Origin of the sequence: Nocardia asteroides (assembly GCF_021183625.1) — a bacterium.
GTDB classification, from domain to species: domain Bacteria; phylum Actinomycetota; class Actinomycetes; order Mycobacteriales; family Mycobacteriaceae; genus Nocardia; species Nocardia asteroides_A.
In genome coordinates this window covers 4298634-4321612 of the sequence record NZ_CP089214.1, presented here as the reverse complement: position 1 = coordinate 4321612, position 22979 = coordinate 4298634, and the positions used below count along the sequence as shown (strand labels likewise).

The window sequence follows — 22979 nt, the reverse complement described above, 5'->3', positions numbered from 1 at the left end:
GGACTCCCGTGACCACCGAATCCGGCGTCCCGGTCGACCGGGCGATCACCCCGGCCGTCCGGCTCACCGACGCCGCGCTCTCCTTCGGCTCGCGGACCCTCTGGGCGGGGCTCGACCTGGATGTGGCGCCCGGCGAATTCGTCGTCGTGCTCGGGCCGAACGGCTCGGGCAAGACCTCGCTGCTCAAGGTGCTGCTCGGGCAGCTGGCGCTGAGCCGGGGCAGCGCGACCGTCGCTGGCGCGCCCGCGCGCACCGGCAATCCGCACATCGGCTACGTGCCGCAGCAGAAGACCATCGACGCCGGGGTGCAGCTGCGCGGCGTGGACCTGGTCGGGCTCGGGGTGGACGGGCACCGCTGGGGGCTCGGGCTGCGCAACCGCGCCGAGCGGGCGCGCCGGGTGCGCGCCGCCATCGCCGACGTCGGCGCGCAGGGGTACGCCGATGCCCCGCTCGAATCCATGTCCGGCGGCGAGCAGCAGCGGCTGCGGGTGGCGCAGGCACTGGTCGGCGACCCGCGGGTACTGCTCTGCGACGAGCCGCTGCTCAGCCTGGACCTGGCCAATCAGCAGCTGGTCGCCGAGCTGATCGACCGCCGCAGGCGGACCAGCGGCACCGCCGTGCTCTTCGTGACGCACGAGATCAACCCGGTGCTCCCGCTCGTCGACCGGGTGATCTACCTGGTGAACGGCCGTTTCCGGATCGGCACCCCGGACGAGGTGATGACCTCGGCGGTGCTCTCCGAGCTGTACGGCACCGACGTCGAGGTGCTGCGGGTGCGCGGCCGGCTGGTCGTGGTCGGCACCGGTGACACCATGGACGCGCTCGGCACCGCGGGCGCGCACTGCCACGGCGCCGAGGAGTTCGGGCCGGGGGCGGCGCGGAACGGGGCGCGCGCGTGATCGACAAGCTCGGCGGCGTGCTCGCCAAGACCTTCGACTTCTCGACCACCGCCAACCTGATCGGCTACGACTTCGTGCAGCAGGCGCTGCTCGCGGCCGCGCTGCTCGGGCTGCTCGCCGGGGTGATCGGGCCGCTGGTGGTGAGCAGGCAGATGTCCTTCGCGGTGCACGGCACCAGCGAGCTCTCGCTCACCGGCGCGGCCGCCGCGCTGCTCGCCGGGATCGGCGTCGGGGTCGGCGCCATCGTCGGCTCGGTGATCGCGGCGGTGCTCTTCGGCGTGCTCGGCACCAAGGCGCGCGAGCGCGATTCGGTGATCGCGGTGGTGCTCTCCTTCGGGCTCGGGCTCTCGGTGCTCTTCCTCTGGCTCGGCCCCGAGCGCGCGGGCTCCAAGTTCTCGCTGCTCACCGGGCAGGTGGTGAGCGTCGGGTACAGCGGGCTGACGCTGCTGATCGCCTGCACCGTCGGGGTGCTGGCGGTGCTGGCGCTGATCTATCGGCCGCTGCTCTTCGCCAGCACCGATCCGGAGGTGGCGCAGGCGCGCGGGGTTCCGGTGCGCGCGCTCTCGGTGGTCTTCGCGGTCATGCTCGGCATCACCGCGGCGTTCGGCGTGCAGATCGTCGGCGCGCTGCTTGTCCTCGCGCTGCTGATCACCCCGGCTGCGGCGGCCGCGCAGGTGACCGCGAGCCCGGTGCGGGCGACGGTGCTCGCGGTGCTCTTCGCCGAGGTGGCCGCCGTGGGCGGGATCGTGCTCTCGCTGGCGCCCGGGGTGCCGGTCTCGACCTTCGTCACCACCATCTCGTTCGTCATCTACCTGGTGTGCCGGGTGGTCGGGCGGCGGAGCGCGGGCAGGCGGCCGGTGCGGGCCGCAGTTTGATGGCAACCGCCTTCAGTCAGGCGTGCCGGATTTCGTATGCTCGTGAGCACGGCTCCCTCCGACCGAATGGTGCGCAATGATCGATTTCGAGATTCCCGCCGAGCTCGCCGCGGAGCGCGATCGCGTCCGCCGGTTCGTGATCGACAGCATCGTCCCGTTCGAGCGCGACCCGCGGCTCACCCAGCACGGCCCCACCGACGAGCTGCGCCAAGAGCTGGTAGAGCTGGCGAGGGCGGAGAATCTGCTCACCGTGCAGGCCCCGGTGGAGCTGGACGGGCGCGGGCTGACCCACGCCGAGCAGGCGGTGCTCTACGAGGCGGCGGGGTGGTCGACGCTCGGCCCGGTCGCGATGAACTGCGCCGCGCCCGACGAGGGCAACATGTACCTGCTGAGCAAGATCGCGAATCCGCGGCAGGTGGACCAGTTCCTGGCCCCGGTGATCGCCGGGCACCAGCGCTCGGTCTTCGCCATGACCGAGCCGGACGGCGCGGGTTCGGACCCGGGACAGCTCTCCACCGAGGCCACCTTCGACGGCGAGAACTTCGTGCTCAACGGCCGTAAGTGGCTGATCACCGGCGCGAACGGCGCCAAGACCTGGATCATCATGGCCCGGCTCGCCGCCAACCCGCACCTGCCGGAGGGGCCGACGCTCTTCCTCACCGAGGGCGGCACGCCGGGCATCGTCATCGAGCGGACCATGAACACCATGGACCGCAACTACGTGGCCGGCCACGGCGTCGTCCGCTTCGAGAACCTGACGCTGCCGCGGGAGGCGCTGCTCGGCGCGGCCGGCCAGGCGCTGCGCTACGCCCAGCTGCGGCTGGCTCCCGCGCGGCTCACGCACTGCATGCGCTGGCTGGGCGCGGCCGAGCGGGCGCAGAGCATCGCCGTCGCGCACGCCAAGACCAGGACCGCGTTCGGGAAGACGATCGGCGAGCACCAGGGCGTGTCGTTCCTGTTGGCGGACAACGAGATCGCGCTGCACCAGTGCAGGCTGACCATCTGGCACGCCTGCTGGCTGATGGACCGGGGCGAGAAGGCGCGGCACGAGAGCTCGATCGCCAAGGCGTTCGTGTCGGAGGAGCTGTTCAAGGTTGCCGACCGCTGCGTCCAGGTGCTCGGCGGCATCGGGATCAGCGACGAGACCGTTGTCGAGATGATCTTCCGCGATATGCGCGCCTTCCGCCTCTACGACGGCCCCACCGAGGTGCACAAGTACGCCATCGGTCGCCAGATCCTGCGCTGAGGCGATCTTCGGGCAACCCGTTCGGACGCCCGGTTTCCGGTGGTCCCGTCGGCTAACATCGTCTGACATGAGTTCGGAACTGCTCGTCGATGTCTCCGCGGGCATCGCCGTGCTGACCCTGAATCGTCCGGCGCAGCAGAATGCCTTCACCCCCGGGATGGCCGCCGAACTCGGCGTCGCACTCCAGCGGTGCGACGCCGAGGACGCCATCCGCGCGGTGGTGATCACCGGCACGCCCCCCGCGTTCTGCGCGGGGGCGGATCTCTCCAGCCGGGTCGGCGAGGTCAGCGGCACCCTCGACCCGCCACCGTGGAAGGTCCGCAAGCCCGTGATAGCGGCCGTGAACGGCCATGCCGTAGGCATCGGCCTGGCCCTTGCCCTGCAGTGCGACCTCCGCTACATGGCCAGGGACGCCATCTACGGCCTGAACCAGGTGCGAAGGGGCGTCCTGGCCGACGGCTCCGCCCACTGGACCCTGCCGAGACTGGTGGGAATGGCGAACGCCGCCGACATCATGCTCACCGGCCGCACCTTCGACGGCGAAGAGGCCCAAGCCATGGGGCTGGCCAACAGCTGCCTCCCCGGCGGCGAGGTCCTCCCGACCGCGCTGGCAGTAGCCCACGACATCGCGGGCGGCTCCGCCCCCCTCCCGGTAGCCCTGTCGAAGCGCCTGCTCTGGGAAGGGCTCGGCATGACCCCCGACATGGTCGGCCGCCTCGAAACAGACCTCAACCAACAGGTCTCCCACAGCATCGACGGCAACGAAGCCATGTCCGCCTTCAAGGAACAGCGCCGCCCCACCTGGACCGGCAAACTCACCGAAGAGTGGCCGACCTGGGGAGACAACGTCCCCCCGAGACCCAGCCTGGACTGACCCCTCGCACAGGGGTGCGTCTTACGAACCCCGGCCGAACCAACTCAAGCGTTTCCGCCGAGCGTGATCAACACGAACAGAATCGCGATGATCACCATCAACACGGTCCCCACGATCCCGAGCACATACCCCACCACCACCTGGGCCCGCCCACCGTAAGCCCCCCCGGACTCCTCGATCTGATCCAGAGCCCGCCGCCCCATAGCCCATGCGACAGGCCCAGCCAGCCCACAGCACAAAATACTCACAGCCCCGAGGAACAGGATGGCCGTAGCGTTGGGATGCTCGACCGGCTGCCCGATCGGCTGGTTCGGTATCACCATTGGTCGAATTCTACGGCCCCCGACCGCCTTTACCGCCGCCTCTGCCGCGCAATCTCCGCCAGCACGACCCCCGCCGCGACGGACGCGTTCAGCGACTCGACATCCCCCGCCATCGGAATACTGAGGATCTCGTCGCAGTTCTCCCGAACCAGCCGGGACAGCCCCTTGCCTTCGGAGCCGACAACGACCACGGTCGGATCGGACCCGTCGAAGTCGTCCAGCGTGGTGGTCCCACCGGCGTCGAGCCCGACGACCCGGATCCCCCGCCCGGCCCAATCCTTGAGCGTGCGAGTGAGGTTCGTTGCCCGAGCGACGGGCAGCCGAGCGGCGGCCCCGGCGCTGGTCCGCCAGGCGACAGCCGTGACACCGGCACTGCGCCGCTGCGGGATCAGCACGCCCTGCCCCCCGAACGCCGCCACGGACCGGACGACGGCCCCGAGGTTCCGCGGGTCGGTGATGTTGTCCAGCGCCACGAGCAGCGCGGGCCCACCGGACTGCCGGGCCTGCTGCAACAGATCATCCGGGTGCGCGTACCGGTAGGCGGGCACCTGCAACGCCACACCCTGGTGCAGCCCGTTGGCACTGAGCCGATCGAGATCCGTCCGCGGCACCTCGAGAATGGAGATCCCGGTGTCGGCCGCGATCTTCACGCTCTCGGTGAGCCGCTCGTCGTTCTCGGTGCCGACGGCCACGTACAGCGCCGACGCCGGAACCCCCGCCCGCAGGCACTCGACGACCGGATTCCGCCCGAGCACCATCTCCGGCCCGTCGTCACCCCGGCGCCCGGCGGTGGCCCGGCCACCCTTGCCCGCCGGCCGTCCCTGGGTAGCGGCCTTGGCCTTGGCGGCGGCCCGCTTGGCGGCGGGATGCTTGGTCCGCGCCTCGGCGGGCGGGGTGGCCCCGCGCCCCTCCAGCCCGCGCCTGCGCTGCCCGCCGGAGCCGACGGTGGCGCCCTTCTTGGTGGTGCCCTTGCGAATAGCGCCGCGGCGCTGTGAGTTGCCTGCCATCAGTCGGCCTTTCCTGGCACGTCGGCGAGGCTCCACTCGGGGCCCGCGGGGGTGTCGGTGACCTCGATGCCCGCCGCCTGCAGGCGATCCCGCACGGCGTCGGCGGTGGCCCAGTCGCGGTCGGTGCGCGCCTGCTGCCTGCGGTCGAGTTCGGCGCGCACCAGGACGTCGAGGGCGCCGGTGGCGGCGCCGGCGTCGCTCGGTGCGAACCAGTGTGGGTCGAAGGGGTCGACGCCGAAGACGGCGAGCATGGCGCGGACCTGCGCGGCCAGTTCGCGCGCGGTCTCGGCCTGCCCGCCCTCCAGCGCCTTGTTTCCGGTGTGCACCACGTGGTGGATCTCGGCGAGCGCGCGCGGCACCGCGAGGTCCTCGTCGAGCGCGTCGGCGAAGGCGTCGGTCCAGGTGGTGGCCGGCACCGGGCCGCCGCGCTCGGCGACCCGCAGCAGGAACGATTCGATGCGCTGGTAGGAGGCGGCGGCATCGTGCAGCGCCTTGTCCGAGTACTCCAGTTTGGAGCGGTAGTGCGCGCTGCCGAGGTAGAAGCGCAGCTCGACGGCGCGCACCTGCTTCAGCACGTTGGGCACGCTGAGCACGTTGCCCAGCGACTTCGACATCTTCTCGCCGCCCATGGTGACCCAGCCGTTGTGCAGCCAGTAGCGGGCGAACCCGTCACCGGCCGCCTTGGACTGGGCGATCTCGTTCTCGTGGTGCGGGAAGATGAGATCCATTCCACCGCAGTGGATGTCGAATTCGGCGCCGAGGTAGTACTCGGCCATGGCGGAGCACTCGAGGTGCCAGCCGGGCCTGCCCGCGCCCCACGGCGACGGCCAGCTGGGCTCACCGGGCTTGGCCGCCTTCCAGAGCGTGAAGTCGCGCGGGTCGCGCTTGCCCGAGCCGACGCTCTCGCCCTGGTGCACGTCGTCCAGCCGGTGCCCGGAGAGCTCGCCGTACTGCGGGTAGCTGAGCACGTCGAAGTAGACGTTGCCGTCGGAGGCGTAGGCGTGGCCGCGGTCGATCAGCCGGTGCATGAGCTCGATCATCTGCCCGATGTGCCCGGTGGCCCTCGGCTCGGCCGACGGCGGGAGCACGCCGAGGGTGCGGTACGCCGCGTCGAAGGCGCGCTCGTGCGTCGCCGCCCACTCCCACCAGGGGCGGCCCGCCTCGGCGGCCTTGTGCAGGATCTTGTCGTCGATATCGGTGACGTTGCGGATGAAGAGCACGTCGTTGCCCTGCGCCTGCAACCATCGGCGCAGGATGTCGAAGGCGACTCCGCTGCGCAGGTGACCGATGTGCGGCTGACCCTGCACGGTGGCGCCACACAGGTACACCGACGCACGGCCGGGGACCAGTGGCGCGAAATCGCGCATGGTCCGCGTGTCGGTGTCGTAGAGGCGCAGAGTCACGGGCGCTCATCTTAGCTGGTATAAAATCCCCGCCGTCGCGGCGGCTCCGCTCGACACGCCACCGAACGGCGCGCGGGGTTCAGCGTGGCCGCAGCAGCGCGGTGGCGATCGCCGCGATCCCCTCGCCGCGGCCGGTGAGCCCGAGCCCGTCGGTGGTGGTTCCGGAGACCGAGACCGGGGCGTCGAGCAGTTCGCCGAGCACCTTCTGCGCCTCGCTCCGGCGCGGGCCGATCTTGGGGCTGTTGCCGATCACCTGCACCGCGGCGTTCGCGACCGCGAGCCCGGCCTCGTCGAGCAGCCTGCGGACCTCGGCCAGCATGGTGGCCCCGGAGACGTTCGCCCATTCCGGCCGGCCGGTGCCGAAGACGGCGCCGACATCGCCGAGCCCGGCCGCGGAGAGTAATGCGTCACAGAGCGCGTGCGCGGCGACATCGCCGTCCGAGTGACCGGAACAGCCGTCGTCGTCCGGAAAGAGCAATCCCGCCATCCAGCACGGGCGCCCCGGCTCGATCGGGTGCACGTCGCTGCCGATTCCGACCCGCATCGTCAGACCGCCTGCCGCTCGCCCGCGCGCACCGCGCCCGCGAGGATCAGATCGAGCGGAGTGGTGATCTTGAATGCCAGCGGATCGCCCGCGACGGTGTGCACGGCGATGCCGAGCCGCTCGACCAGCCCGGCGTCGTCGGTGGCGCTGAGCGCCGGATCGGCGTACGCCCGGCGCAGCGGCTCGGCGGCGAAGCCCTGCGGAGTCTGGATGGCGCGCAGCCGGGCGCGATCGGGGGTGCCGGTGACGACGCCCGCAGCGTCCACGCTCTTCACCGTGTCGACCACGGGCAGCGCGGGGATCACGGCCTCGTGCCCGGCGCGCAGCGCGGCGACCACGCGGCGCACGAGGTCGGGCGGGGTGAGCGCGCGGGCGGCGTCGTGCACGAGAACGTGCGTGGCGTCGGCCGCGGCGGCGAGCCCGGCGCGCACCGAATCGGTGCGCTCGGAGCCGCCGACGACGACCCGCACCGAGCCGGGGAGCAGGGCAACGGCGCTCTCTACCAGCTCGGGCGGGACCATCACGACGATTCCGTCGACCGCCCCGGAGGCGATCAACCCGTCCACGGACAACTTGATCATGGGCGTGCCGCCGACCGGGACGAACGCCTTGGGAAGAGTTTCACCCAGACGAACACCCCGGCCGGCGGCAGGCACCAACGCAACGACGCGGTCGGCGTTGTTCACAGAATTATGTGCTCGCGGTCAGGAAGCCGCGGCGAGTACCTCGTCGAGAATGATGTCGGCCTTGTCGCCGTCGGTTCCCTCGGCCAGTGCCAGCTCGCCCACGAGAATCTGGCGAGCCTTCGCCAGCATCCTCTTTTCGCCGGCGGAAAGACCGCGGTCCTGCTCACGACGCCAGAGATCCCGGACCACCTCGGCCACCTTGTTCACATCGCCGGAGGCGAGCTTCTCCAGGTTGGCCTTGTAGCGGCGGGACCAGTTGGTCGGCTCCTCGGTGTGCGGCGCGCGCAGGACCTGGAAGACCCGATCGAGGCCCTCCTGCCCGACAACGTCCCGGACGCCGACATATTCGGCATTCGCCGCGGGGACTCGAACGGTGAGATCGCCCTGGGCGACCTTGAGGACCAGATACTCCTTCTGCTCGCCTTTGATGGTGCGAGTCTCGATTGCTTCGATCAGCGCCGCTCCGTGATGGGGGTAAACGACGGTGTCTCCGACCTTAAAAATCATGTGTCCCGTGCCCCTTTCGATGTTCACAGTTTAACATGCGGCTCGATAACGGTGCGATCAACTGTGCAGGTCAGGGCCACAACGGGCAGACCACAGGGCTTGACAGGCGAGAAACGGTGTGCATTCTGTTGTGCGCGTAGGCTATATCGCCAGCACCTGAGCGTGCGCCGGAGTCGCCGGGTCGCGCAGACCACAATCCCCTTCGCGGAACCGTTACCGAACGGATGCCGTATGCCACGTGTCCGGCGTCGACCGCCGCCCGCCGCACCGGGCCGGGATCTCGACTACTACGCTGCCTAGTTAGTACTCTGCCCCTCGAGGGACGAGCCCGGTCGACATGGAGGACAACCCGTGATTGCCATGAAAGCTGTGACTGCCTGCGCCGCGCTGGCAGCGGGCGCCGCTCTTGCGCTCACCGGGTGCAGCGCCGGACAGGTCGCGCAGACCGCCGATCAGAAGGCCGCCATCAACGGCAGCCACGCCGAGGTCGGCCAGCTCTCCCTGCTCAACGTGCACATCGTCTACCCGAAGGAGACGCAGACCCTCCAGGTCGGCGGCTCGGCGGTGATCGCGCTCTCCATCGTCAACAACAGCAGCACCGTCACCGACGAGCTGACCAGCATCACCACCGACCTCGGGCCGGTGCGGATCACCCCGCCCGCCGGGCAGAGCCGGGTCGTGGTCGGGCCGAGCCAGATCGTCGTCGCCGCCGGCGAGGTCGCGGCGGCCGAGGCCGCGCACAGCCCCGGCGGGCACGGCGGCGCCGCGAGCAGCACGACCACCCCGGCGCCGAGCGGCACGGCGGTGCCCGGCCTCGGCACCGAGGGCGCCCCCGCGCTCGGCACCGATCCGGAGGCCAAGCCGGCCAAGATCGAGATCACCGGGCTGACCAAGCCGATCTCGCCCGGTCTCGCCTACACCGTGTCGTTCAACTTCAAGGAGAACGGCACCGTGCAGGTCTCGGTGCCGGTGGATGCCGGGCTGTATGTCGACCGGCACCTGTCCGAGCTGTCCGGCCCCGCCGAGGCGGGCGCGGGCGGGCACTGACCACTCCCGCACTCCCGGCGGCCGTCACACCTCGCGGTGCGGCGGCCGTCGGCGTTCGGCGGCCTGTCGGCGCCCGGCCGTAAGGTGCCGGTGTGGCCAAAATCAAGCCGACCTTCCGATGCTCCGCGTGCTCGCACGACGTGGCGAAATGGGTGGGCAAGTGCCCCGGCTGCGGGGCCTGGGGCACCGTCGAGGAGGCCGCGCCGATCGCCGCGGCCGCCGGGCCCGGTGCGCGCAGGGCGATGCTGCCGAGCACCGCGGCGGCGCCGCTCACCAGCATCGACTCCACGGTCACGAGGGCGCGCTCGACGGGCGTGTCCGAACTGGACCGGGTGCTCGGCGGCGGCGTCGTTCCCGGGTCGGTCGTGCTGCTCTCCGGCGAGCCGGGGGTGGGCAAGTCGACGCTGCTGCTCGAGGTCGCGCACCGCTGGGCCGCGGCGCGGGACGAGCGCTCGCTGTACGTCACCGCGGAGGAGTCGGCCGGGCAGGTGCGGCTGCGCGCCGACCGCACCGGCGCGGTGCACGAGCGGGTCTACCTGGCCGCCGAGTCCGATCTCGGGGTTGTGCTCGGCCACGTCGAGCAGGTGCGGCCGACGCTGCTCGTCGTCGACTCGGTGCAGACCATGATCGCTCCGGCCGAGGACGGCGTGATCGGCGGCGTCAGCCAGGTGCGCGCGGTGGCCGCCGCGCTCACCTCGCTGGCCAAGGCGAGCGGGGTCGCGGTGCTGCTGGTCGGGCACGTCACCAAGGACGGCAGCGTCGCCGGGCCGCGCACGCTCGAGCACCTGGTCGACGTGGTGCTGCAGTTCGAGGGCGACAAGAACACCACGCTGCGCATGGTGCGCGGGCTGAAGAACCGCTTCGGCAGCGCCGACGAGGTCGGCTGCTTCGAGCTGCACGACGACGGCATCGTGGGGGTGGCCGACCCGTCCGGGCTGTTCCTGCACCACCGCACCGACACCGTGCCCGGCACCGCGGTGACCGTCGCCATGGACGGCAAGCGGCCGCTGGTGGCCGAGGTGCAGGGGCTCACCGTCGACACCCAGGCGCCCGCGCCGCGCCGCGCGGTGAGCGGGCTGGACTACAACCGGGTCTCGATGATCCTGGCCGTGCTGCAGAGCCGCTGCGGGGTGTACGTGGGCAAGCAGGACATCTACGCCGCCACCGTCGGCGGGATGCGGCTGGTCGAGCCGGTGGCCGATCTGGCGGTCGCGCTGGCGCTGGCGAGCGCGGCGCGGGATGTCGCACTGCCGCCGGGGTGGGTGATCCTCGGCGAGGTCGGGCTGGCGGGCGAGGTGCGCCGGGTGACCAACGCCGCGCGCAGGCTGGCCGAGGCGGAGCGGCTCGGCTTCACCACCGCGCTGGTTCCGCCCGGCTTCGATGCCCGCAAGACCGGCATGAAGGTGCACGAGGTCGCCGACGTGCGCTCGGCGCTGCGGCTGGCCGGGATCCGCCGCGCGCGCTCGGCGCCCGCCGAGCCCGCCGCGGTCGGCTGAGCGCCGCTCAGCCGATGTTGAACGGCTCGGCGGTGCTGCGGACCCCGCCGAGTTGCGCCAGCACGGCGTAGGCGCCCGCCGGCACCGGCACCCGCTCGCCCGCGCAGCTCGGCTGCGAGGTCGAGCCGGACCAGGTCACCGTGAAAGCTGCCTGCTGGCCGCGCTCCAGCGTCCTGATGTCGGGCTGGCCGTCGGGGTAGCAGTCCACGCTGTTCCACAGCCTGCGCGTGCCGTCCAGCGTCTGCACCGAGATCTGCTGCATGCCGGAGCCCATGTCCCTGCTGCACGGCGCCGCGGAGATGTTCGTGATGACGATGCCGAACACCGGCTGCTCACCCTTGCGGTAGGTCGGCTGGCCGACGCTCACCTTCACCGCGAGCGACTGGTCCGAGCAGGGCGCCACATCCGACTCGGCCGAGCTGCTCGCCGCGCTCGCGCCCGTGCCGCCCGCGGGCTGATTCGACTCCGTCGTGGTGCTCGTCGCGGCGGCGCCGCCGGGCGAGGTGCCACCCCTGGCGACCATCACCACCAGCCAGATCACCAGCGCGAGCGCGAGGACCAGAATGCCGATGGCGAAAACACGACGTCGCCAGTAGATCTCGGGAGGCAGCGGTCCAGTGGGTTCCAGCACGCCTCAACGGTAAGCGCAGCGCCTGGATCGCGGGCCGAGGGCCTCGGCGTGTCGGCCGCCCCCGGCCGCCAGGGACAACGTCTACCTGGGCGGATGTCCGGAAGCGTGTTCAGACGGCTTCGCCGATGTCCCCGATCACGTGGTGCAGCCAGGCCTTGCCCTCGGCGAGCTTGTAGTTCACGCAGGCGATGGCGAGCGTGCCCGCCTTGACCCGCTCGGCCACGATCGCGGAGCGCTCGGTGATCAGGTTGCCGGTCTCCACCACGTGCCGCGCCTCCAGCTCGTCCACGGTGGAGAGCCCCTCGCGCCTGCCCGCCAGGATCGACGGCGCGACCCGCTCGACGACGTCGCGGATGAAGCCGCCGGGAACGGCGCCGCCGTCCAGCGTATCGATGGTGGCCTTCACCGCACCGCAGCTGTCGTGGCCGAGCACCACGATGAGCGGGACGTTCAGCACCGCGACGCCGTACTCGATGGAGCCGAGCACCGAACCGTCCACCACGTGGCCCGCGGTGCGCACCACGAACATGTCGCCGAGGCCGCGATCGAAGATCAACTCGGCGGCGACGCGAGAATCGCCGCAGCCGAACAGGATCGCGGTCGGATGCTGCCCGCCGACGAGCTTGGCGCGGTCGGCGATTCCCTGGCCGGGATGCTGCAGCGTGCCGTTGACGAAGCGATCGTTACCCTCGCGCAGGGACTTCCACGAGCTGATCGGGTTGGAACCAGGCATAGCGACCATTGTGCAGGACGAGGTGGGAAACCGTGAGGAAGGGCGCTGCCGCGCGCACGCTGCCGGAGTACGGCGCGATCGACACCGGCGTGCTGATCGACTGGTACACCGCCACCGCGCGAGACCTGCCGTGGCGCAGGCCGGGGGTGACGGCGTGGCAGATCCTGATGAGCGAGATCATGCTGCAGCAGACGCCGGTGCTGCGGGTGGAGCCGATCTGGCGGGAGTGGGTGGCCCGCTGGCCGGTGCCGTCCGCTATGGCGGCCGCTTCGCAGGCGGAGGTGCTGCGGGCCTGGGGCAAACTCGGGTATCCGCGCCGGGCGCTGCGGCTGCACGAGTGCGCGACGGTGCTGGCCGCGCGGTACGGGGACGAGGTGCCCGACGATGTCGAGCTGCTGCTCGCGCTGCCCGGCATCGGCGCGTACACCGCGCGCGCGGTGGCCTGCTTCGCCTACGGGCAGCGGGTGCCAGTGGTCGACACCAATGTGCGCCGGGTGGTGGCGCGCGCGGTGCACGGGCTCGGTGACGCGGGCAACCCGTCACCGCGCGACCTGCCGGAGACCGAGGCGCTGCTGCCCGCCCGGGTGCGGCGGGCGGCCGTCTTCTCGGCGGCGCTCATGGAGCTGGGGGCCACCATCTGCACGGCCCGCTCTCCAGCCTGCGACGCGTGCCCGCTGCCGCGCTGCGCGTGGGTTGCCGCCGGGCGTCCGGCGGCCGAGGTGGTGCGGAAGACGCAGAAGTACGAGGGCACCGACCGGCAGGCGCGCGGGCGGCTGCTCGACGTGCTGCGCGCCGCCGACGGGCCGGTCGAGCGGCTGCGGCTGGACCTGGCCTGGCCGCGGGATCCGGGGCAGCGCGCCCGCGCGCTGGATTCGCTGCTGGTGGACGGGCTGATCGAGCAGACCGACGATGGGCTGTTCGCCCTGGCGGGCGAGGGCAGCCGGTAGCCGCGCCCGCGCGCACCGGCTCGCCGCGCTATCCGCGCGCGAGCACGTCGCGCAGGAACGACTCCACTTCTTCGCGGTAGCGCCGGGGTTGCTCGTCGTGCACCAGGTGCCCGGCGCCCGCGACCCGCACGTAGCGGGTATCGGCCCGCTCGGCCATGCGCCGCATCTGTCCGGGCGGTGTGATGGTGAATTCGCCCTCGATCAGCAGGGCGGGAATGCGCAGCGCCTCCCACTGCGCCCAGAAATCGCGGCTCCCCCACTCCTCGGAGATGTCCCGGAAGGTCGACACGGCCCCGTGCAGCCGATATCCGTCGCCGTCCCGCCGGAATGCGCGCAGGAAATATCGCCCGGCGACCTCGCCGAAATAGCCGAGCACCGCCGCCTCGTCCGGGAAGGGCTGCGGCCAGCCCTCGATCATGGCCGCCCACCCGGCGGCGGTGCGCCCGCGGAAATCCGGCGCGATGTCCTCCACCACCAGCGCCCGCACCCGCTCCGGGTGGGCGGCCGCGAAGACCCACCCGTGCAGGGCCCCCATCGAGTGCCCGACCAGCACCATCGGCTCCGCGATCGCCTCGGTGGCCGCGGCCAGATCGGCGACGAAGGCCTCGGTGCCGAGCTCGGCGGGGGCCGGGCGCCCGTGCCCCGCGGCGTCGAAGGTGTACACGTGGCCGAACTCGCGCAGCCACCCCAGCTGATCGCTCCAGGTTCGCGCGCTGCCCATCAGCCCGTGCAGCAACAGGATGGGCACCCCCGTGCCGCCTTCGTCGTAGAGCATGGGGACCGAGCGTAGGCGGCGCGAGCCGCTACGTTGGAGCCATGGCTGTTGTAAAGATCAATGCGATCGAGATCCCCGAGGGCGCGGGCGCCGAATTGGAGAAGCGCTTCGCGCACCGGGCGCACGCGGTGGAGAACTCCCCCGGGTTTCTGGGTTTCCAGCTGCTCCGCCCCACGGCCGGGGAGAACCGGTACTTCGTGGTGACGCAGTGGGAGTCCGAGGAGTCGTTCGCGGCCTGGCGCGACGGCCCGGCGCGCGAGGCGCACGCGGGCGAGGCGCGCAAGCCGGTGGCGACCGGCGCCTCGCTGCTCGAGTTCGAGGTCGTGCTCGACGTGGCAGGCAAGCCGCAGGGCTGACCCCGGTTCCGATCACCCCTCGTCACAGCTGTTGACGAGGGGGGTTTTGCGATGTCACAGTTTCCGTGGAAGAAGCGAGGGTGTTGCGGTAATCCGGTGAGACTCCGGAGCGGTCGCGCCACTGTTCAGAGCCAGACACCGGCACCGTCGCACCGACACGACGGGGTCGCGTACACCCCAGGAGGACTCGCATGGCCATCGCGCACTCGCCCGCATCCCGGGTATCGGAATCACTCGCCACCATTCTGGTCACGGTCGGCGTCGTCCTGCTCGCCCTGCTCACGCTCTACCTGGTCGGCTTCGACCAGGGTGCGGTCTCTCGCTCCGGGATGTACCTGCACGAGCTGATGCACGACGGACGGCACCTGCTGGGGCTTCCGTGCCACTGACCGAATCCCTGCGGACCCTGCTGCTGCGGGGGCTGCTCGCCGGGGTGCTCGCGGGGCTGCTCGCGGCCACGGTCGGCTACTTCGTCGGTGAACCGAAGGTCGACGCTGCCATCGCCATCGAGGAGGCGGCCGCGCAGGACCATCCGCACACCGACGAACCGGCCGGGCACTCGCACGACGAGGAAGAGGCGCTGGTCAGCCGGGACGGGCAGAAGTTCGGGCAGTTCCTCGCGCTCGGCCTCGCCGGTGCGGCGTTCGGCGTGCTCGTCGGCGCGGCGGTGCACCTGCTGCGGCGGTTCGGCAGCGGGCCGCTCTTCGGCCTCGCGGTCGCGCTGGCCGGCTGGCTGGCCGTCGTGCTCGTCCCGTTCTTCAAGTACCCGGCGAATCCGCCCGCGGTCGGCGATCCGGAGACGATCAACGACCGCACCTGGCTCTGGGTGGCCGCCGTGCTGCTCGGGCTGGTCGCGGTCGCCGCGGCGGCCTACGGCTACCGGTTGCCGGCCGGGCAGCTGCGGTCCGTGCGGCTGATCGGCGGGGTCGCTGCCTTCGCCGTCGTCGTAACCATCGGCTACGTGCTGCTTCCCGGCGTCAACGAGGTCGGGGCGGATTTCCCGGCGAGTCTGCTGTGGGAGTTCCGGGTCTCGTCGCTCGCGGTCTCCGGCACGCTGTGGGTCGCGCTCGGGCTGCTGTTCGCGGCGCTCACCGAGTTCGCGGCCGTACCCCGTACCCCGGTACGGGAAGAGGTCGCTACCGCGGCGTGATCCGCGGTTCGCATCGGAGCGGGCAGTGTCGGCGTCATGGCCGACACTGCCCGTTCGCTTTCCCTGCCCGCCACCGGTCCGGCGGCGCCGCGCCCGGTCCGGGTGGCCTGCGCCGGATTCCTCACCGCGCTCGGCGCGGGCGTCCTGGAGGGGCTGGCCCGGGTCGACGACACCGGTGCCGCCCCGCTGCTCTGGCGGGGCGCCCTCTACCTGCTGGTCCTCGCGGTGGTGCTGCGCATGGTGCACGGTGACCGCTGGGCGCGGGCGCTGCTCACCGTCGGCATCGGGATCGCCGGGCTGGCATCGCTGGTGGTCGAACCGGCGGCCAGGCTGCTCTCCGCGGACTCGCTCACCGACCCGTTCGCCGCGCTCGGCCCGCACGGCCTGCTGCTCACCGTGGTGCGCGCGGTACACGTGCTCGCGGTGCTGGTCGCGGTGCCCGCCATGTACACCCCGGCCGCTCGGCGCTGGTTCGCCTGAGCCGGCGGCGGGCCGCTACCCGACCGCGCTCAGCCGTTTGTCGAGTTGCTCCAGCACCGCGGGCCAGGCAGCCCGGTGCGCGTCCCTGGCGGCCATATCGGCGAAGCCGGAGTGCCGCAGCCGCAGCCGGATGCCGCGCGGCTGCCGGACGAACTGCACCGAGACCACCGTCTCGGCGCCGCGGGTGTCCGCGCTCACCCAGGTCAGCTCCACCAGCCGCTCGTTCTCCAGCCGCAGGAAACGGCCGTAGTGCGGGTGCCGGACGCCGGCGTTCTCGGTCTCGAAGAAGAACGGGGTATTCACCGCACCGGCCAGCAGCAGCGAATCGGGTTCTGCCAGCCACAGGTCGAAGCCCCTGGTCCACGCCGCGAAGAGCAGTCCGGCGGAGGCGGACATGACCCGCTCCACCGCGAGCTCGTGCGGCCGGGCGGACAGATCCGGAAGACGAATCGACTGATCGACCATCCCGAGACCATACCCGTGGTCACCGGCGGTGTGCCCGGAGTACGCGGCGGGGGTGTGTACTCCTGCCGCGCCGGGTGGCCGCGGCGCATAGTCTGGCGGGGTGAGAGCGCCAGGTAACACGAATCGCGGTTCGGTGGTGTGGGATTGGGGGCTCGCGGGCGGGGTCGCGGTGCTGCAGCTCGCCCTCGGCTTCGCGCTCGACCTGCGACAGGTCGCCACCGACCCGCTGGACGCGCTCGGAACCGCGCTGCTCATCGCCGGTCCGGTCGCGCTGGTCCTGCGCCGGTACCACCCGCTGCCGGTGCTGTACGTGGTGTTCGCGGTGGCGATCGCCTACCCGTTGCTCGGGCATCACTACCTGCCCGCGCTGGCCGCGCCCGCCGCCGCCTTCCTTGCCGCGGCCGCCGTCGCGCCGCCGCGCTACACCTTCCCCGCGATCCCGGTGGCCTACCTGTGCATGGTCTGGCCGCTGCCCGCGCTGCTCGGCCGGGAGACCGACGGCTGGCAGGCGCTGGGCGCGCTGGGCTGGGCGGTCGCGCTGGCGGGCACCGCCGAGCTGCTGCGCCAGCGCGCCGAGCTGGTGCGGTACGCGCAGCGGCTGGAGGAGGCCGAGCCGTGGGAGGGGATCGCGCGGCGCGAGCGGGAGAGCGCCGCCGAGCGGCTCGCGCTCGCCGAGGAGCTGCACGGGGTGGTCGTGCACAGTCTGTCGGCCATCAACAAGCAGTCCGGGCTCGCGCTGGAGCTGGCCGAGCGCAAGCCGCAGCAGGTGGTGGTGGCGCTGGCCGCCGTGAAGACGGCGAGCAGGGCCGCGCTCGAGGACGCGCAGGAGTTGCTGAGCAGCCTGCGGCGGACCGGGGTGCGGGCGGAGGAGCCTGCGGCGGATGACGATCGTCCCGTGCGGGACGAGGGGCTGCTCGGGCGGACCGCCGGGTTCCTGGCTCGGCCGCAGAAGGAGGTCCGGCGGGAGTCCGCGGAGGTTCCCGCGGTGCCGAAGCCAGCGCCGAAGCCGGATGCGCCGAGCCTCGACGATCTGGACGGGATCATGCAGCGGGCTCGTTCGTCCGGGGTCGCGGTGACGTATCGGGTGATCGGCACCGCCGCGCCGCTGCCCGCGGCGATCGATGCGGTCGGGGCCGGGATCGTGGTGGAGTCGCTGCGCAACGTGCAGCGGCACGCGCCGGGGGCCGAGGCGACGGTGACGCTTCGGTATGCCGCCGATTCGGTCGACATCACCGTCGACAACACCCGGCCCGTCGCCCCGCCGCCGCGGACCCCGGGGCCGCGCGGCGGGGACGGGATCATCGGGATGCGGGAGCGGGCGCACGAACTGGGCGGTGCGCTCACCGCCGGGCCGCGGCCGAGTGGGGGTTTCCGCGTAGCGGCGCGTCTCCCCGCCCAGACCCGCCTGGCCGCCGTCCCCGGCCTCGACAAAGAAGAAATTTGAGCACTCGGGGGCTCCGCCCCCGAATCCCCGCGCCTACCGGCGCAACGCCCCGGGCGGGCGGCGGCGCCGCGAAGGGGGGCTCGGGCGTTGTGATATCCCGTTCGCAACGGGAAAGGCCCGCTCCCCCGGAGGGGAGCGGGCCTTTCCCGAGCTGACGACTACTCGCCGGCAACCTCGGCGGAAGCACCCTCACCGGCTCCGGTGAGAACAACCTCCGGCTTCTCGTCGCCCGACTTGGTCAACTTCGCCTTCGGCGAGAAGGTGAACTTGGCATCCTCACCGGACCCCTCACCATCCCAGCCCTCGACGTCGACGACGACCGTCTGCCCCGCACCGATCTCCCCGAAGAGGATCTTCTCGGACAGCTGGTCCTCGATCTCGCGCTGGATCGTGCGGCGCAGCGGACGGGCACCGAGCACCGGGTCGAACCCGCGCTTGGCCAGCAGGCTCTTGGCCTGCGGGGCCAGCTCGATCTCCATGTCCTTGTTCCGCAGCTGGGTCGCGACCCGGTTGATCATCAGGTCCACCATCTCGACGATCTGCTCGCTGGTGAGCTGGTGGAAGACGATCACGTCGTCGATGCGGTTCAGGAACTCCGGGCGGAAGTGCTTCTTCAGCTCGTCGTTGACCTTGAGCTTCATCCGCTCGTAGTTCGAGCCCGCGTTGTTCGACTGCGCGAAGCCGAGCCCGACCGCCTTGGAGATGTCCGAGGTGCCGAGGTTCGAGGTGAAGATCAGCACGGTGTTCTTGAAGTCGACCGTGCGGCCCTGACCATCGGTCAGGCGGCCGTCCTCGAGCACCTGCAGGAGGGTGTTGTAGATCTCCTGGTGCGCCTTCTCGATCTCGTCGAACAGCACCACCGAGAACGGCTTGCGGCGCACCTTCTCGGTGAGCTGCCCGCCCTCCTCGTAGCCCACGTACCCGGGAGGGGCACCGAAGAGCCGCGAGGCGGTGAAGCGGTCGTGGAACTCGCCCATATCGATCTGGATGAGCGCGTCGTCGTCGCCGAAGAGGAAGTTCGCCAGCGCCTTGGAGAGCTCGGTCTTACCGACGCCGGACGGGCCGGCGAAGATGAACGAGCCCGAGGGGCGCTTGGGATCCTTCAGCCCGGCACGGGTGCGGCGGATCGCCTTGGAGACCGCCTTGACCGCGTCCTCCTGGCCGATGATCCGCCGGTGCAGCTCGTCCTCCATGCGGAGCAGCCGGGTGGTCTCCTCCTCGGTGAGCTTGAAGACGGGGATACCGGTCCAGTTGGCCAGCACCTCGGCGATCTGCTCGTCGTCGACCTCGGCGACGACGTCCAGGTCACCGGAGCGCCACTGCTTCTCCCGCTCGGCGCGCTTGGCGACGAGCTGCTTCTCCTTGTCGCGCAGCCGCGCGGCCTTCTCGAAGTCCTGCGCGTCGATCGCGGACTCCTTCTCCCTGCGGGCGTCGGCGATCTTGTCGTCGAACTCGCGGAGATCCGGCGGCGCGGTCATCCGGCGGATGCGCATCCGCGCGCCCGCCTCGTCGATCAGGTCGATCGCCTTGTCCGGGAGGAACCGGTCGTTGATGTACCGGTCGGCCAGGGTGGCGGCGGCGACGAGGGCGCCATCGGTGATCGAGACGCGGTGGTGCGCCTCGTACCGGTCGCGCAGCCCCTTGAGGATGTTGATGGTGTGCTCGACGGTCGGCTCGCCCACCTGGACCGGCTGGAACCGGCGCTCCAGGGCGGCGTCCTTCTCGATGTACTTGCGGTACTCGTCGAGGGTGGTGGCGCCGATCGTCTGGAGTTCACCGCGAGCGAGCTTCGGCTTCAGGATCGAGGCCGCGTCGATGGCGCCCTCGGCCGCGCCCGCGCCGACCAGCGTGTGCAGCTCGTCGATGAACAGGATGATGTCGCCGCGGGTGTTGATCTCCTTGAGCACCTTCTTCAGGCGCTCCTCGAAATCACCGCGGTAGCGGCTGCCCGCGACCAGGGAGCCCAGATCGAGGGTGTACAGCTGCTTGTCCTTGAGCGTCTCCGGCACCTCGCCGTTGACGATGGCCTGCGCCAGCCCCTCGACGACGGCGGTCTTGCCGACGCCGGGCTCGCCGATCAGCACCGGGTTGTTCTTGGTGCGGCGGCTCAGCACCTGCATGACCCGCTCGATCTCCTTGGCCCGGCCGATCACCGGATCCAGCTTGCCCTCGAGGGCGGCCTGGGTCAGGTTGCGGCCGAACTGGTCGAGCACCAGCGAGGTGGACGGGGTGCCGGTCTCGCCGCGGGTGCCGGACTCGACGGCCTCCTTGCCACCCTGGTAGCCGGAGAGCAGCTGGATGACCTGCTGACGCACCCGGTTGAGGTCGGCGCCCAGCTTGACCAGGACCTGGGCGGCGACGCCCTCGCCCTCGCGGATGAGCCCGAGCAGGATGTGCTCGGTGCCGATGTAGTTGTGGCCGAGCTGCAGCGCCTCGCGCAGGCTCAGCTCGAGCACCTTCTTGGCGCGCGGGGTGAACGGGATGTGCCCGGACGGGGCCTGCTGGCCCTGGCCGATGATCTCCTCCACCTGGCTGCGCACACCCTCGAGCGAGATGCCGAGGGATTCCAGCGACTTGGCGGCGACGCCCTCGCCCTCGTGGATCAACCCAAGCAGGATGTGCTCGGTGCCGATGTAGTTGTGGTTGAGCATCCTGGCCTCTTCTTGGGCCAGGACCACGACGCGCCTCGCGCGGTCGGTGAACCTCTCGAACATCGCTCCCTCACTCTCCTGCTCCGACAATCCGGCGATCGACGCTTCCAGCTGGACTGGTGTCACGTCAGCCTGCCATGAAGCCCGGGGCTTGCAGCCCCCGCCTCCACTCTAGTTGGCGGGTGGTCGTGTCGCTTCCGGTCCACCTTATTGCGACCCGGTGACTCGGTGGTCATCCTTGCCAACGCCGCGGGTCGGGGATTCGTTTCCGCCCCCGTTCCGCTGTGAGCGAACGGCGCCGCGGGCCGGGGTCGGGGGGCCGGGGCGCACGCCGCGGAGCCGGCTGCTGTCGTGGGTGTAACGCCGGGGCGCTGCGGATCGTTCCCGGCGGGTGCACCGGACACCTCGGGCGGAATTTCCGGCATACCGGGCCGTCGCCGGGCCCGCCGGGAAATTCACCGCGCGCGGCATCGCCCGCCCGCCGGAAAAATGCACCGGCGTACGAATCGGCGCGGGCGCGAAAACGCCCGCACCGCCGCCTCGGCACACCCTTCCAGTCGAAAACGTCTCTGCCGCAATCGGTATACCGCGCTCAGCCGCGCTGGGCGTGCCGAATTCCGGCGACGAAGAGCGCGCCGCAGAGCACCGTGAAGGCGGCGGTGTGCAGAACCGCGCGCAGTACATTCCAACGCACCCACGGGGATTCGTATTCGGCGCGCAGCGCGGCCGGATCCGCGATCGAGTTCACATCGCCCGCGGCGTCGAGCACGTTGTTCAGCGGAACGTTCAGCGCGATCGTGACGGCGAATGCGAACACGTTGAGCGCCAATCCGATTGCGATCCATCCCAGCACCGCGCGGTACTCGGAGCCGAGGTGCAGCAGCGCGGCGAGCCCGGTGAATCCGATGGTCCCGATGAACGCGACCAGGAACCAGGGATTGATGATGACGACGTTGATCCGCTGCATGACGTCGAGCACAACGCGGTCGTCGGTCTGGCGCAGCGCGGGCATCACCGAGATGGCGTACGCGTAGAACACCCCGGCGACCAGGCCGGTGCCGACGACCGCCGCGATCAGGGTGGCGATCCGAATGCCGTTCATGTGACTTCTCCTGCCGGTGGTGGAACTTCCGGCTTCGAGTCAACCGCCGCGCGGGGCCGCACTCCATACGTCAGGCGCTCGGGCACCTGCCGGATCGTCTACAGATCCCGATCGGAGATGAGCCCGCTCTGCATGGCGAGCCCGGCCAGCCGCACCCGCTTCTGGTTCTGCGGCAGATCCTCCACCCCGAACTTGGCGAAGAGCGCCCGCAGGTGGGTCTTGATGGCGTCGACGCTGAGGAAGAGCTCCTCGGCGATCTGCTGGTTGGAGGCCGGGGTGGCGAACCCGGTGCCGTTCTTGTAGGGCCTGCACAGCGCCACCAGCACGGAGCGCTGGGTGTCGGTGAGCGAGCGCAGCGTGGGGATGGCGGCGGTGGAGGTGCGGGTCGCGTCGTCCACCGCGCCGGAGAAGTCGTGGAAGGAGAGCAGCGCGGTGCCCATCCGGATCCGGTCGCCCGCCATCAGCCTGCGCCTGCCGACCAGCCGCTCACCGTTGACGAAGGTGCCGTTGCGGGAGAGCCCGTCGTCCACGATGGTCCACTGCGAGCCGAGGTACTCGACCGCGGCGTGCAGCCGCGACACCTCGGCGTCCCAGCTCAGCACCACGTCGGCCTGCGGAGCCCGCCCGATGGTGATCCGCTGGTTCTCCGGTGCGAGCTCCAGCTCGTGCTGGCGCCCGGTGTCGTCGGTGAAACGCAGGAAGGAGCCGCCCGTTCCGGTCACCGCGCCCGATACCTCATCTCTCCCCGTACCGCCGATGACGGTCAACGGCTCTCATGGTGCCGCCTCGGAGGTCACCTGAGCAAGACGAGGGGCCCGGCACGCCGACGAGCCGCTGCCGGAGTGTCGCACGATTCACCCTGGCAGCGGCTCGTCGCCGACCTGCTCAGGCCTTGGCAGCCTTGTTGTAGGCGTCGGTGATGTCGGCCGAGATGCGGCCGCGGGCGGAAACCTTGTGGCCGTTCCGGCGCGCCCACTCACGAATTGCCGCGCTTTGTTCGCGATCGATCGGAACGCGGTTCTTCGGGGCGGCGGTGGCGCCCGTGGCGGCCGCCTTCACCCGGCGCCTGCCGCTCACCCGGCGCGCACTCGAAACCCACTCCTCGAGCCCGTCGCGCAGCTTCGCCGCATTCGTCGTCGACAGGTCGATCTCGTACGACACCCCATCGATTGCGAACTCGATGGTCTCGTCCGCGGTGGACTCACCGTCGACATCATCGATCAGGCTTACAGTGACCTTCTTTGCCATGAGATGAACGTCCTCTCGAAATCGTGCGACCCTGGTACCAGGCCGAATACCCGAGGCAAGAATACCTCGAATTCACAGAATTCCAAGACG

General features: G+C 71.1%; 26 protein-coding genes and 1 riboswitch. Of the genes, 12 read left to right on the top strand and 14 right to left on the bottom strand.

The window, feature by feature from the left end:
* The first annotated feature begins 8 nt into the window (after positions 1-8).
* The 4 genes from LTT61_RS20515 to LTT61_RS20500 all read left to right on the top strand — a co-directional run bounded on the left by LTT61_RS20515 (position 9) and on the right by LTT61_RS20500 (position 3894).
* Positions 9-899 (top strand): metal ABC transporter ATP-binding protein, encoded by an 891-nt coding sequence (locus LTT61_RS20515; RefSeq protein ID WP_233015692.1) that lies wholly within the window; start codon positions 9-11, stop codon positions 897-899.
* Positions 896-1774, top strand: a complete 879-nt coding sequence (locus tag LTT61_RS20510; protein WP_233015691.1) for a metal ABC transporter permease — start codon at positions 896-898, stop codon at positions 1772-1774. Before LTT61_RS20515 ends, LTT61_RS20510 begins: the two co-directional genes overlap by 4 nt.
* Positions 1775-1850: 76 nt before the next feature.
* Complete coding sequence (locus LTT61_RS20505) at positions 1851-3020, top strand: acyl-CoA dehydrogenase family protein (protein WP_233015690.1); 1170 nt, start codon at positions 1851-1853, stop codon at positions 3018-3020.
* 67 nt (positions 3021-3087) lie between these two features.
* Positions 3088-3894, top strand: a complete 807-nt coding sequence (locus LTT61_RS20500; protein ID WP_233015689.1) for an enoyl-CoA hydratase/isomerase family protein — start codon at positions 3088-3090, stop codon at positions 3892-3894.
* 44 nt (positions 3895-3938) lie between these two features.
* On the opposite strand, the gene LTT61_RS20495 is transcribed toward LTT61_RS20500, so the two are convergent.
* From LTT61_RS20495 to LTT61_RS20470, 6 genes are all read right to left on the bottom strand, one after another.
* Positions 3939-4217 carry a DUF4190 domain-containing protein gene (locus LTT61_RS20495; RefSeq protein WP_233015688.1) on the bottom strand — a complete coding sequence of 93 codons (279 nt, stop codon included), beginning with the start codon at positions 4215-4217 and terminating at the stop codon, positions 3939-3941.
* A 29-nt stretch (positions 4218-4246) separates the two neighbouring features.
* Positions 4247-5224 (bottom strand): 23S rRNA (guanosine(2251)-2'-O)-methyltransferase RlmB, encoded by a 978-nt coding sequence (gene rlmB / locus LTT61_RS20490; protein ID WP_233015687.1) that lies wholly within the window; start codon positions 5222-5224, stop codon positions 4247-4249.
* A complete protein-coding gene (gene cysS, locus LTT61_RS20485) occupies positions 5224-6627 on the bottom strand; it encodes a cysteine--tRNA ligase (RefSeq protein ID WP_233015686.1) in 1404 nt (467 codons plus the stop codon). The genes rlmB and cysS overlap by 1 nt, the downstream gene beginning before the upstream one ends.
* Positions 6628-6706: 79 nt before the next feature.
* On the bottom strand, positions 6707-7171 hold the full coding sequence (gene ispF / locus LTT61_RS20480) for a 2-C-methyl-D-erythritol 2,4-cyclodiphosphate synthase (RefSeq protein WP_233015685.1): 465 nt from the start codon (positions 7169-7171) through the stop codon (positions 6707-6709).
* 2 nt (positions 7172-7173) lie between these two features.
* Positions 7174-7857 (bottom strand): 2-C-methyl-D-erythritol 4-phosphate cytidylyltransferase, encoded by a 684-nt coding sequence (gene ispD, locus LTT61_RS20475; RefSeq protein ID WP_233015684.1) that lies wholly within the window; start codon positions 7855-7857, stop codon positions 7174-7176.
* An 18-nt stretch (positions 7858-7875) separates the two neighbouring features.
* A complete protein-coding gene (locus LTT61_RS20470) occupies positions 7876-8364 on the bottom strand; it encodes a CarD family transcriptional regulator (protein ID WP_233015683.1) in 489 nt (162 codons plus the stop codon).
* A gap of 360 nt (positions 8365-8724) precedes the next feature.
* Here LTT61_RS20470 and LTT61_RS20465 point away from each other — a divergent pair, with 360 nt between their 5' ends.
* The gene (locus LTT61_RS20465; protein WP_233015682.1) at positions 8725-9411 is read left to right on the top strand and encodes a hypothetical protein; all 687 of its coding nucleotides are present in this window, start codon (positions 8725-8727) and stop codon (positions 9409-9411) included.
* Between the two features lie 92 nt (positions 9412-9503).
* The gene (gene radA / locus LTT61_RS20460; RefSeq protein ID WP_233015681.1) at positions 9504-10907 is read left to right on the top strand and encodes a DNA repair protein RadA; all 1404 of its coding nucleotides are present in this window, start codon (positions 9504-9506) and stop codon (positions 10905-10907) included.
* A 7-nt stretch (positions 10908-10914) separates the two neighbouring features.
* Here the strand turns inward: radA and LTT61_RS20455 are convergent, their stop codons facing one another.
* Both LTT61_RS20455 and LTT61_RS20450 read right to left on the bottom strand, forming a co-directional pair.
* Positions 10915-11538 (bottom strand): hypothetical protein, encoded by a 624-nt coding sequence (locus LTT61_RS20455; RefSeq protein WP_233015680.1) that lies wholly within the window; start codon positions 11536-11538, stop codon positions 10915-10917.
* A 109-nt stretch (positions 11539-11647) separates the two neighbouring features.
* The gene (locus LTT61_RS20450) at positions 11648-12271 is read right to left on the bottom strand and encodes a carbonic anhydrase (RefSeq protein WP_233015679.1); all 624 of its coding nucleotides are present in this window, start codon (positions 12269-12271) and stop codon (positions 11648-11650) included.
* A gap of 32 nt (positions 12272-12303) precedes the next feature.
* On the opposite strand from LTT61_RS20450, the gene LTT61_RS20445 reads away from it, so the two are divergent.
* A complete protein-coding gene (locus LTT61_RS20445; protein WP_269821771.1) occupies positions 12304-13218 on the top strand; it encodes an A/G-specific adenine glycosylase in 915 nt (304 codons plus the stop codon).
* A gap of 28 nt (positions 13219-13246) precedes the next feature.
* Here LTT61_RS20445 and LTT61_RS20440 read toward each other — a convergent pair whose 3' ends face one another.
* On the bottom strand, positions 13247-13993 hold the full coding sequence (locus tag LTT61_RS20440) for an alpha/beta fold hydrolase (RefSeq protein ID WP_233015678.1): 747 nt from the start codon (positions 13991-13993) through the stop codon (positions 13247-13249).
* Positions 13994-14034: 41 nt separating this feature from the next.
* Between LTT61_RS20440 and mhuD the strand changes: the two genes are divergently transcribed.
* From mhuD to LTT61_RS20420, 4 genes are all read left to right on the top strand, one after another.
* The gene (gene mhuD, locus LTT61_RS20435; protein WP_233015677.1) at positions 14035-14349 is read left to right on the top strand and encodes a mycobilin-forming heme oxygenase MhuD; all 315 of its coding nucleotides are present in this window, start codon (positions 14035-14037) and stop codon (positions 14347-14349) included.
* A 34-nt stretch (positions 14350-14383) separates the two neighbouring features.
* Positions 14384-14511: riboswitch (cobalamin riboswitch) on the top strand.
* A 29-nt stretch (positions 14512-14540) separates the two neighbouring features.
* On the top strand, positions 14541-14738 hold the full coding sequence (locus LTT61_RS20430) for a CbtB domain-containing protein (RefSeq protein ID WP_233015676.1): 198 nt from the start codon (positions 14541-14543) through the stop codon (positions 14736-14738).
* Positions 14729-15499 carry a CbtA family protein gene (locus LTT61_RS20425; protein WP_233015675.1) on the top strand — a complete coding sequence of 257 codons (771 nt, stop codon included), beginning with the start codon at positions 14729-14731 and terminating at the stop codon, positions 15497-15499. The genes LTT61_RS20430 and LTT61_RS20425 overlap by 10 nt, the downstream gene beginning before the upstream one ends.
* A gap of 36 nt (positions 15500-15535) precedes the next feature.
* On the top strand, positions 15536-15979 hold the full coding sequence (locus LTT61_RS20420; RefSeq protein ID WP_233015674.1) for a hypothetical protein: 444 nt from the start codon (positions 15536-15538) through the stop codon (positions 15977-15979).
* A gap of 15 nt (positions 15980-15994) precedes the next feature.
* Here the strand turns inward: LTT61_RS20420 and LTT61_RS20415 are convergent, their stop codons facing one another.
* Entirely contained in the window at positions 15995-16444 is a 450-nt protein-coding gene (locus LTT61_RS20415) for an SRPBCC family protein (protein WP_233015673.1), read from the bottom strand.
* Positions 16445-16544: 100 nt separating this feature from the next.
* On the opposite strand from LTT61_RS20415, the gene LTT61_RS20410 reads away from it, so the two are divergent.
* Positions 16545-17888, top strand: coding sequence for a sensor histidine kinase (locus tag LTT61_RS20410; protein WP_233015672.1), 1344 nt, complete (start codon positions 16545-16547; stop codon positions 17886-17888).
* 158 nt (positions 17889-18046) lie between these two features.
* Here the strand turns inward: LTT61_RS20410 and LTT61_RS20405 are convergent, their stop codons facing one another.
* From LTT61_RS20405 to LTT61_RS20390, 4 genes are all read right to left on the bottom strand, one after another.
* Entirely contained in the window at positions 18047-20602 is a 2556-nt protein-coding gene (locus LTT61_RS20405; protein WP_233015671.1) for an ATP-dependent Clp protease ATP-binding subunit, read from the bottom strand.
* Between the two features lie 529 nt (positions 20603-21131).
* On the bottom strand, positions 21132-21641 hold the full coding sequence (locus tag LTT61_RS20400; protein WP_233015670.1) for a DUF1772 domain-containing protein: 510 nt from the start codon (positions 21639-21641) through the stop codon (positions 21132-21134).
* 98 nt (positions 21642-21739) lie between these two features.
* Positions 21740-22363 (bottom strand): FHA domain-containing protein, encoded by a 624-nt coding sequence (locus tag LTT61_RS20395; RefSeq protein WP_233015669.1) that lies wholly within the window; start codon positions 22361-22363, stop codon positions 21740-21742.
* Positions 22364-22526: 163 nt separating this feature from the next.
* The gene (locus LTT61_RS20390) at positions 22527-22889 is read right to left on the bottom strand and encodes a histone-like nucleoid-structuring protein Lsr2 (protein ID WP_233015668.1); all 363 of its coding nucleotides are present in this window, start codon (positions 22887-22889) and stop codon (positions 22527-22529) included.
* Between the last annotated feature and the right edge of the window lie 90 nt (positions 22890-22979).

What these genes read in the sequence shown, in the direction of transcription:
- LTT61_RS20495 (WP_233015688.1), bottom strand. Translation starts at nt 4,217, where the DNA reads ATGGTGATACCGAACCAGCCGATCGGGCAGCCGGTCGAGCATCCCAAC.
- LTT61_RS20400 (WP_233015670.1), bottom strand. Translation starts at nt 21,641, where the DNA reads ATGAACGGCATTCGGATCGCCACCCTGATCGCGGCGGTCGTCGGCACC.
- LTT61_RS20450 (WP_233015679.1), bottom strand. Translation starts at nt 12,271, where the DNA reads ATGCCTGGTTCCAACCCGATCAGCTCGTGGAAGTCCCTGCGCGAGGGT.
- LTT61_RS20405 (WP_233015671.1), bottom strand. Translation starts at nt 20,602, where the DNA reads ATGTTCGAGAGGTTCACCGACCGCGCGAGGCGCGTCGTGGTCCTGGCC.
- LTT61_RS20430 (WP_233015676.1), top strand. Translation starts at nt 14,541, where the DNA reads ATGGCCATCGCGCACTCGCCCGCATCCCGGGTATCGGAATCACTCGCC.
- LTT61_RS20465 (WP_233015682.1), top strand. Translation starts at nt 8,725, where the DNA reads ATGAAAGCTGTGACTGCCTGCGCCGCGCTGGCAGCGGGCGCCGCTCTT.
- rlmB (WP_233015687.1), bottom strand. Translation starts at nt 5,224, where the DNA reads ATGGCAGGCAACTCACAGCGCCGCGGCGCTATTCGCAAGGGCACCACC.
- LTT61_RS20505 (WP_233015690.1), top strand. Translation starts at nt 1,851, where the DNA reads ATGATCGATTTCGAGATTCCCGCCGAGCTCGCCGCGGAGCGCGATCGC.
- mhuD (WP_233015677.1), top strand. Translation starts at nt 14,035, where the DNA reads ATGGCTGTTGTAAAGATCAATGCGATCGAGATCCCCGAGGGCGCGGGC.
- LTT61_RS20470 (WP_233015683.1), bottom strand. Translation starts at nt 8,364, where the DNA reads ATGATTTTTAAGGTCGGAGACACCGTCGTTTACCCCCATCACGGAGCG.
- LTT61_RS20440 (WP_233015678.1), bottom strand. Translation starts at nt 13,993, where the DNA reads ATGCTCTACGACGAAGGCGGCACGGGGGTGCCCATCCTGTTGCTGCAC.
- ispF (WP_233015685.1), bottom strand. Translation starts at nt 7,171, where the DNA reads ATGCGGGTCGGAATCGGCAGCGACGTGCACCCGATCGAGCCGGGGCGC.
- LTT61_RS20390 (WP_233015668.1), bottom strand. Translation starts at nt 22,889, where the DNA reads ATGGCAAAGAAGGTCACTGTAAGCCTGATCGATGATGTCGACGGTGAG.
- LTT61_RS20415 (WP_233015673.1), bottom strand. Translation starts at nt 16,444, where the DNA reads ATGGTCGATCAGTCGATTCGTCTTCCGGATCTGTCCGCCCGGCCGCAC.
- LTT61_RS20420 (WP_233015674.1), top strand. Translation starts at nt 15,536, where the DNA reads ATGGCCGACACTGCCCGTTCGCTTTCCCTGCCCGCCACCGGTCCGGCG.
- LTT61_RS20500 (WP_233015689.1), top strand. Translation starts at nt 3,088, where the DNA reads ATGAGTTCGGAACTGCTCGTCGATGTCTCCGCGGGCATCGCCGTGCTG.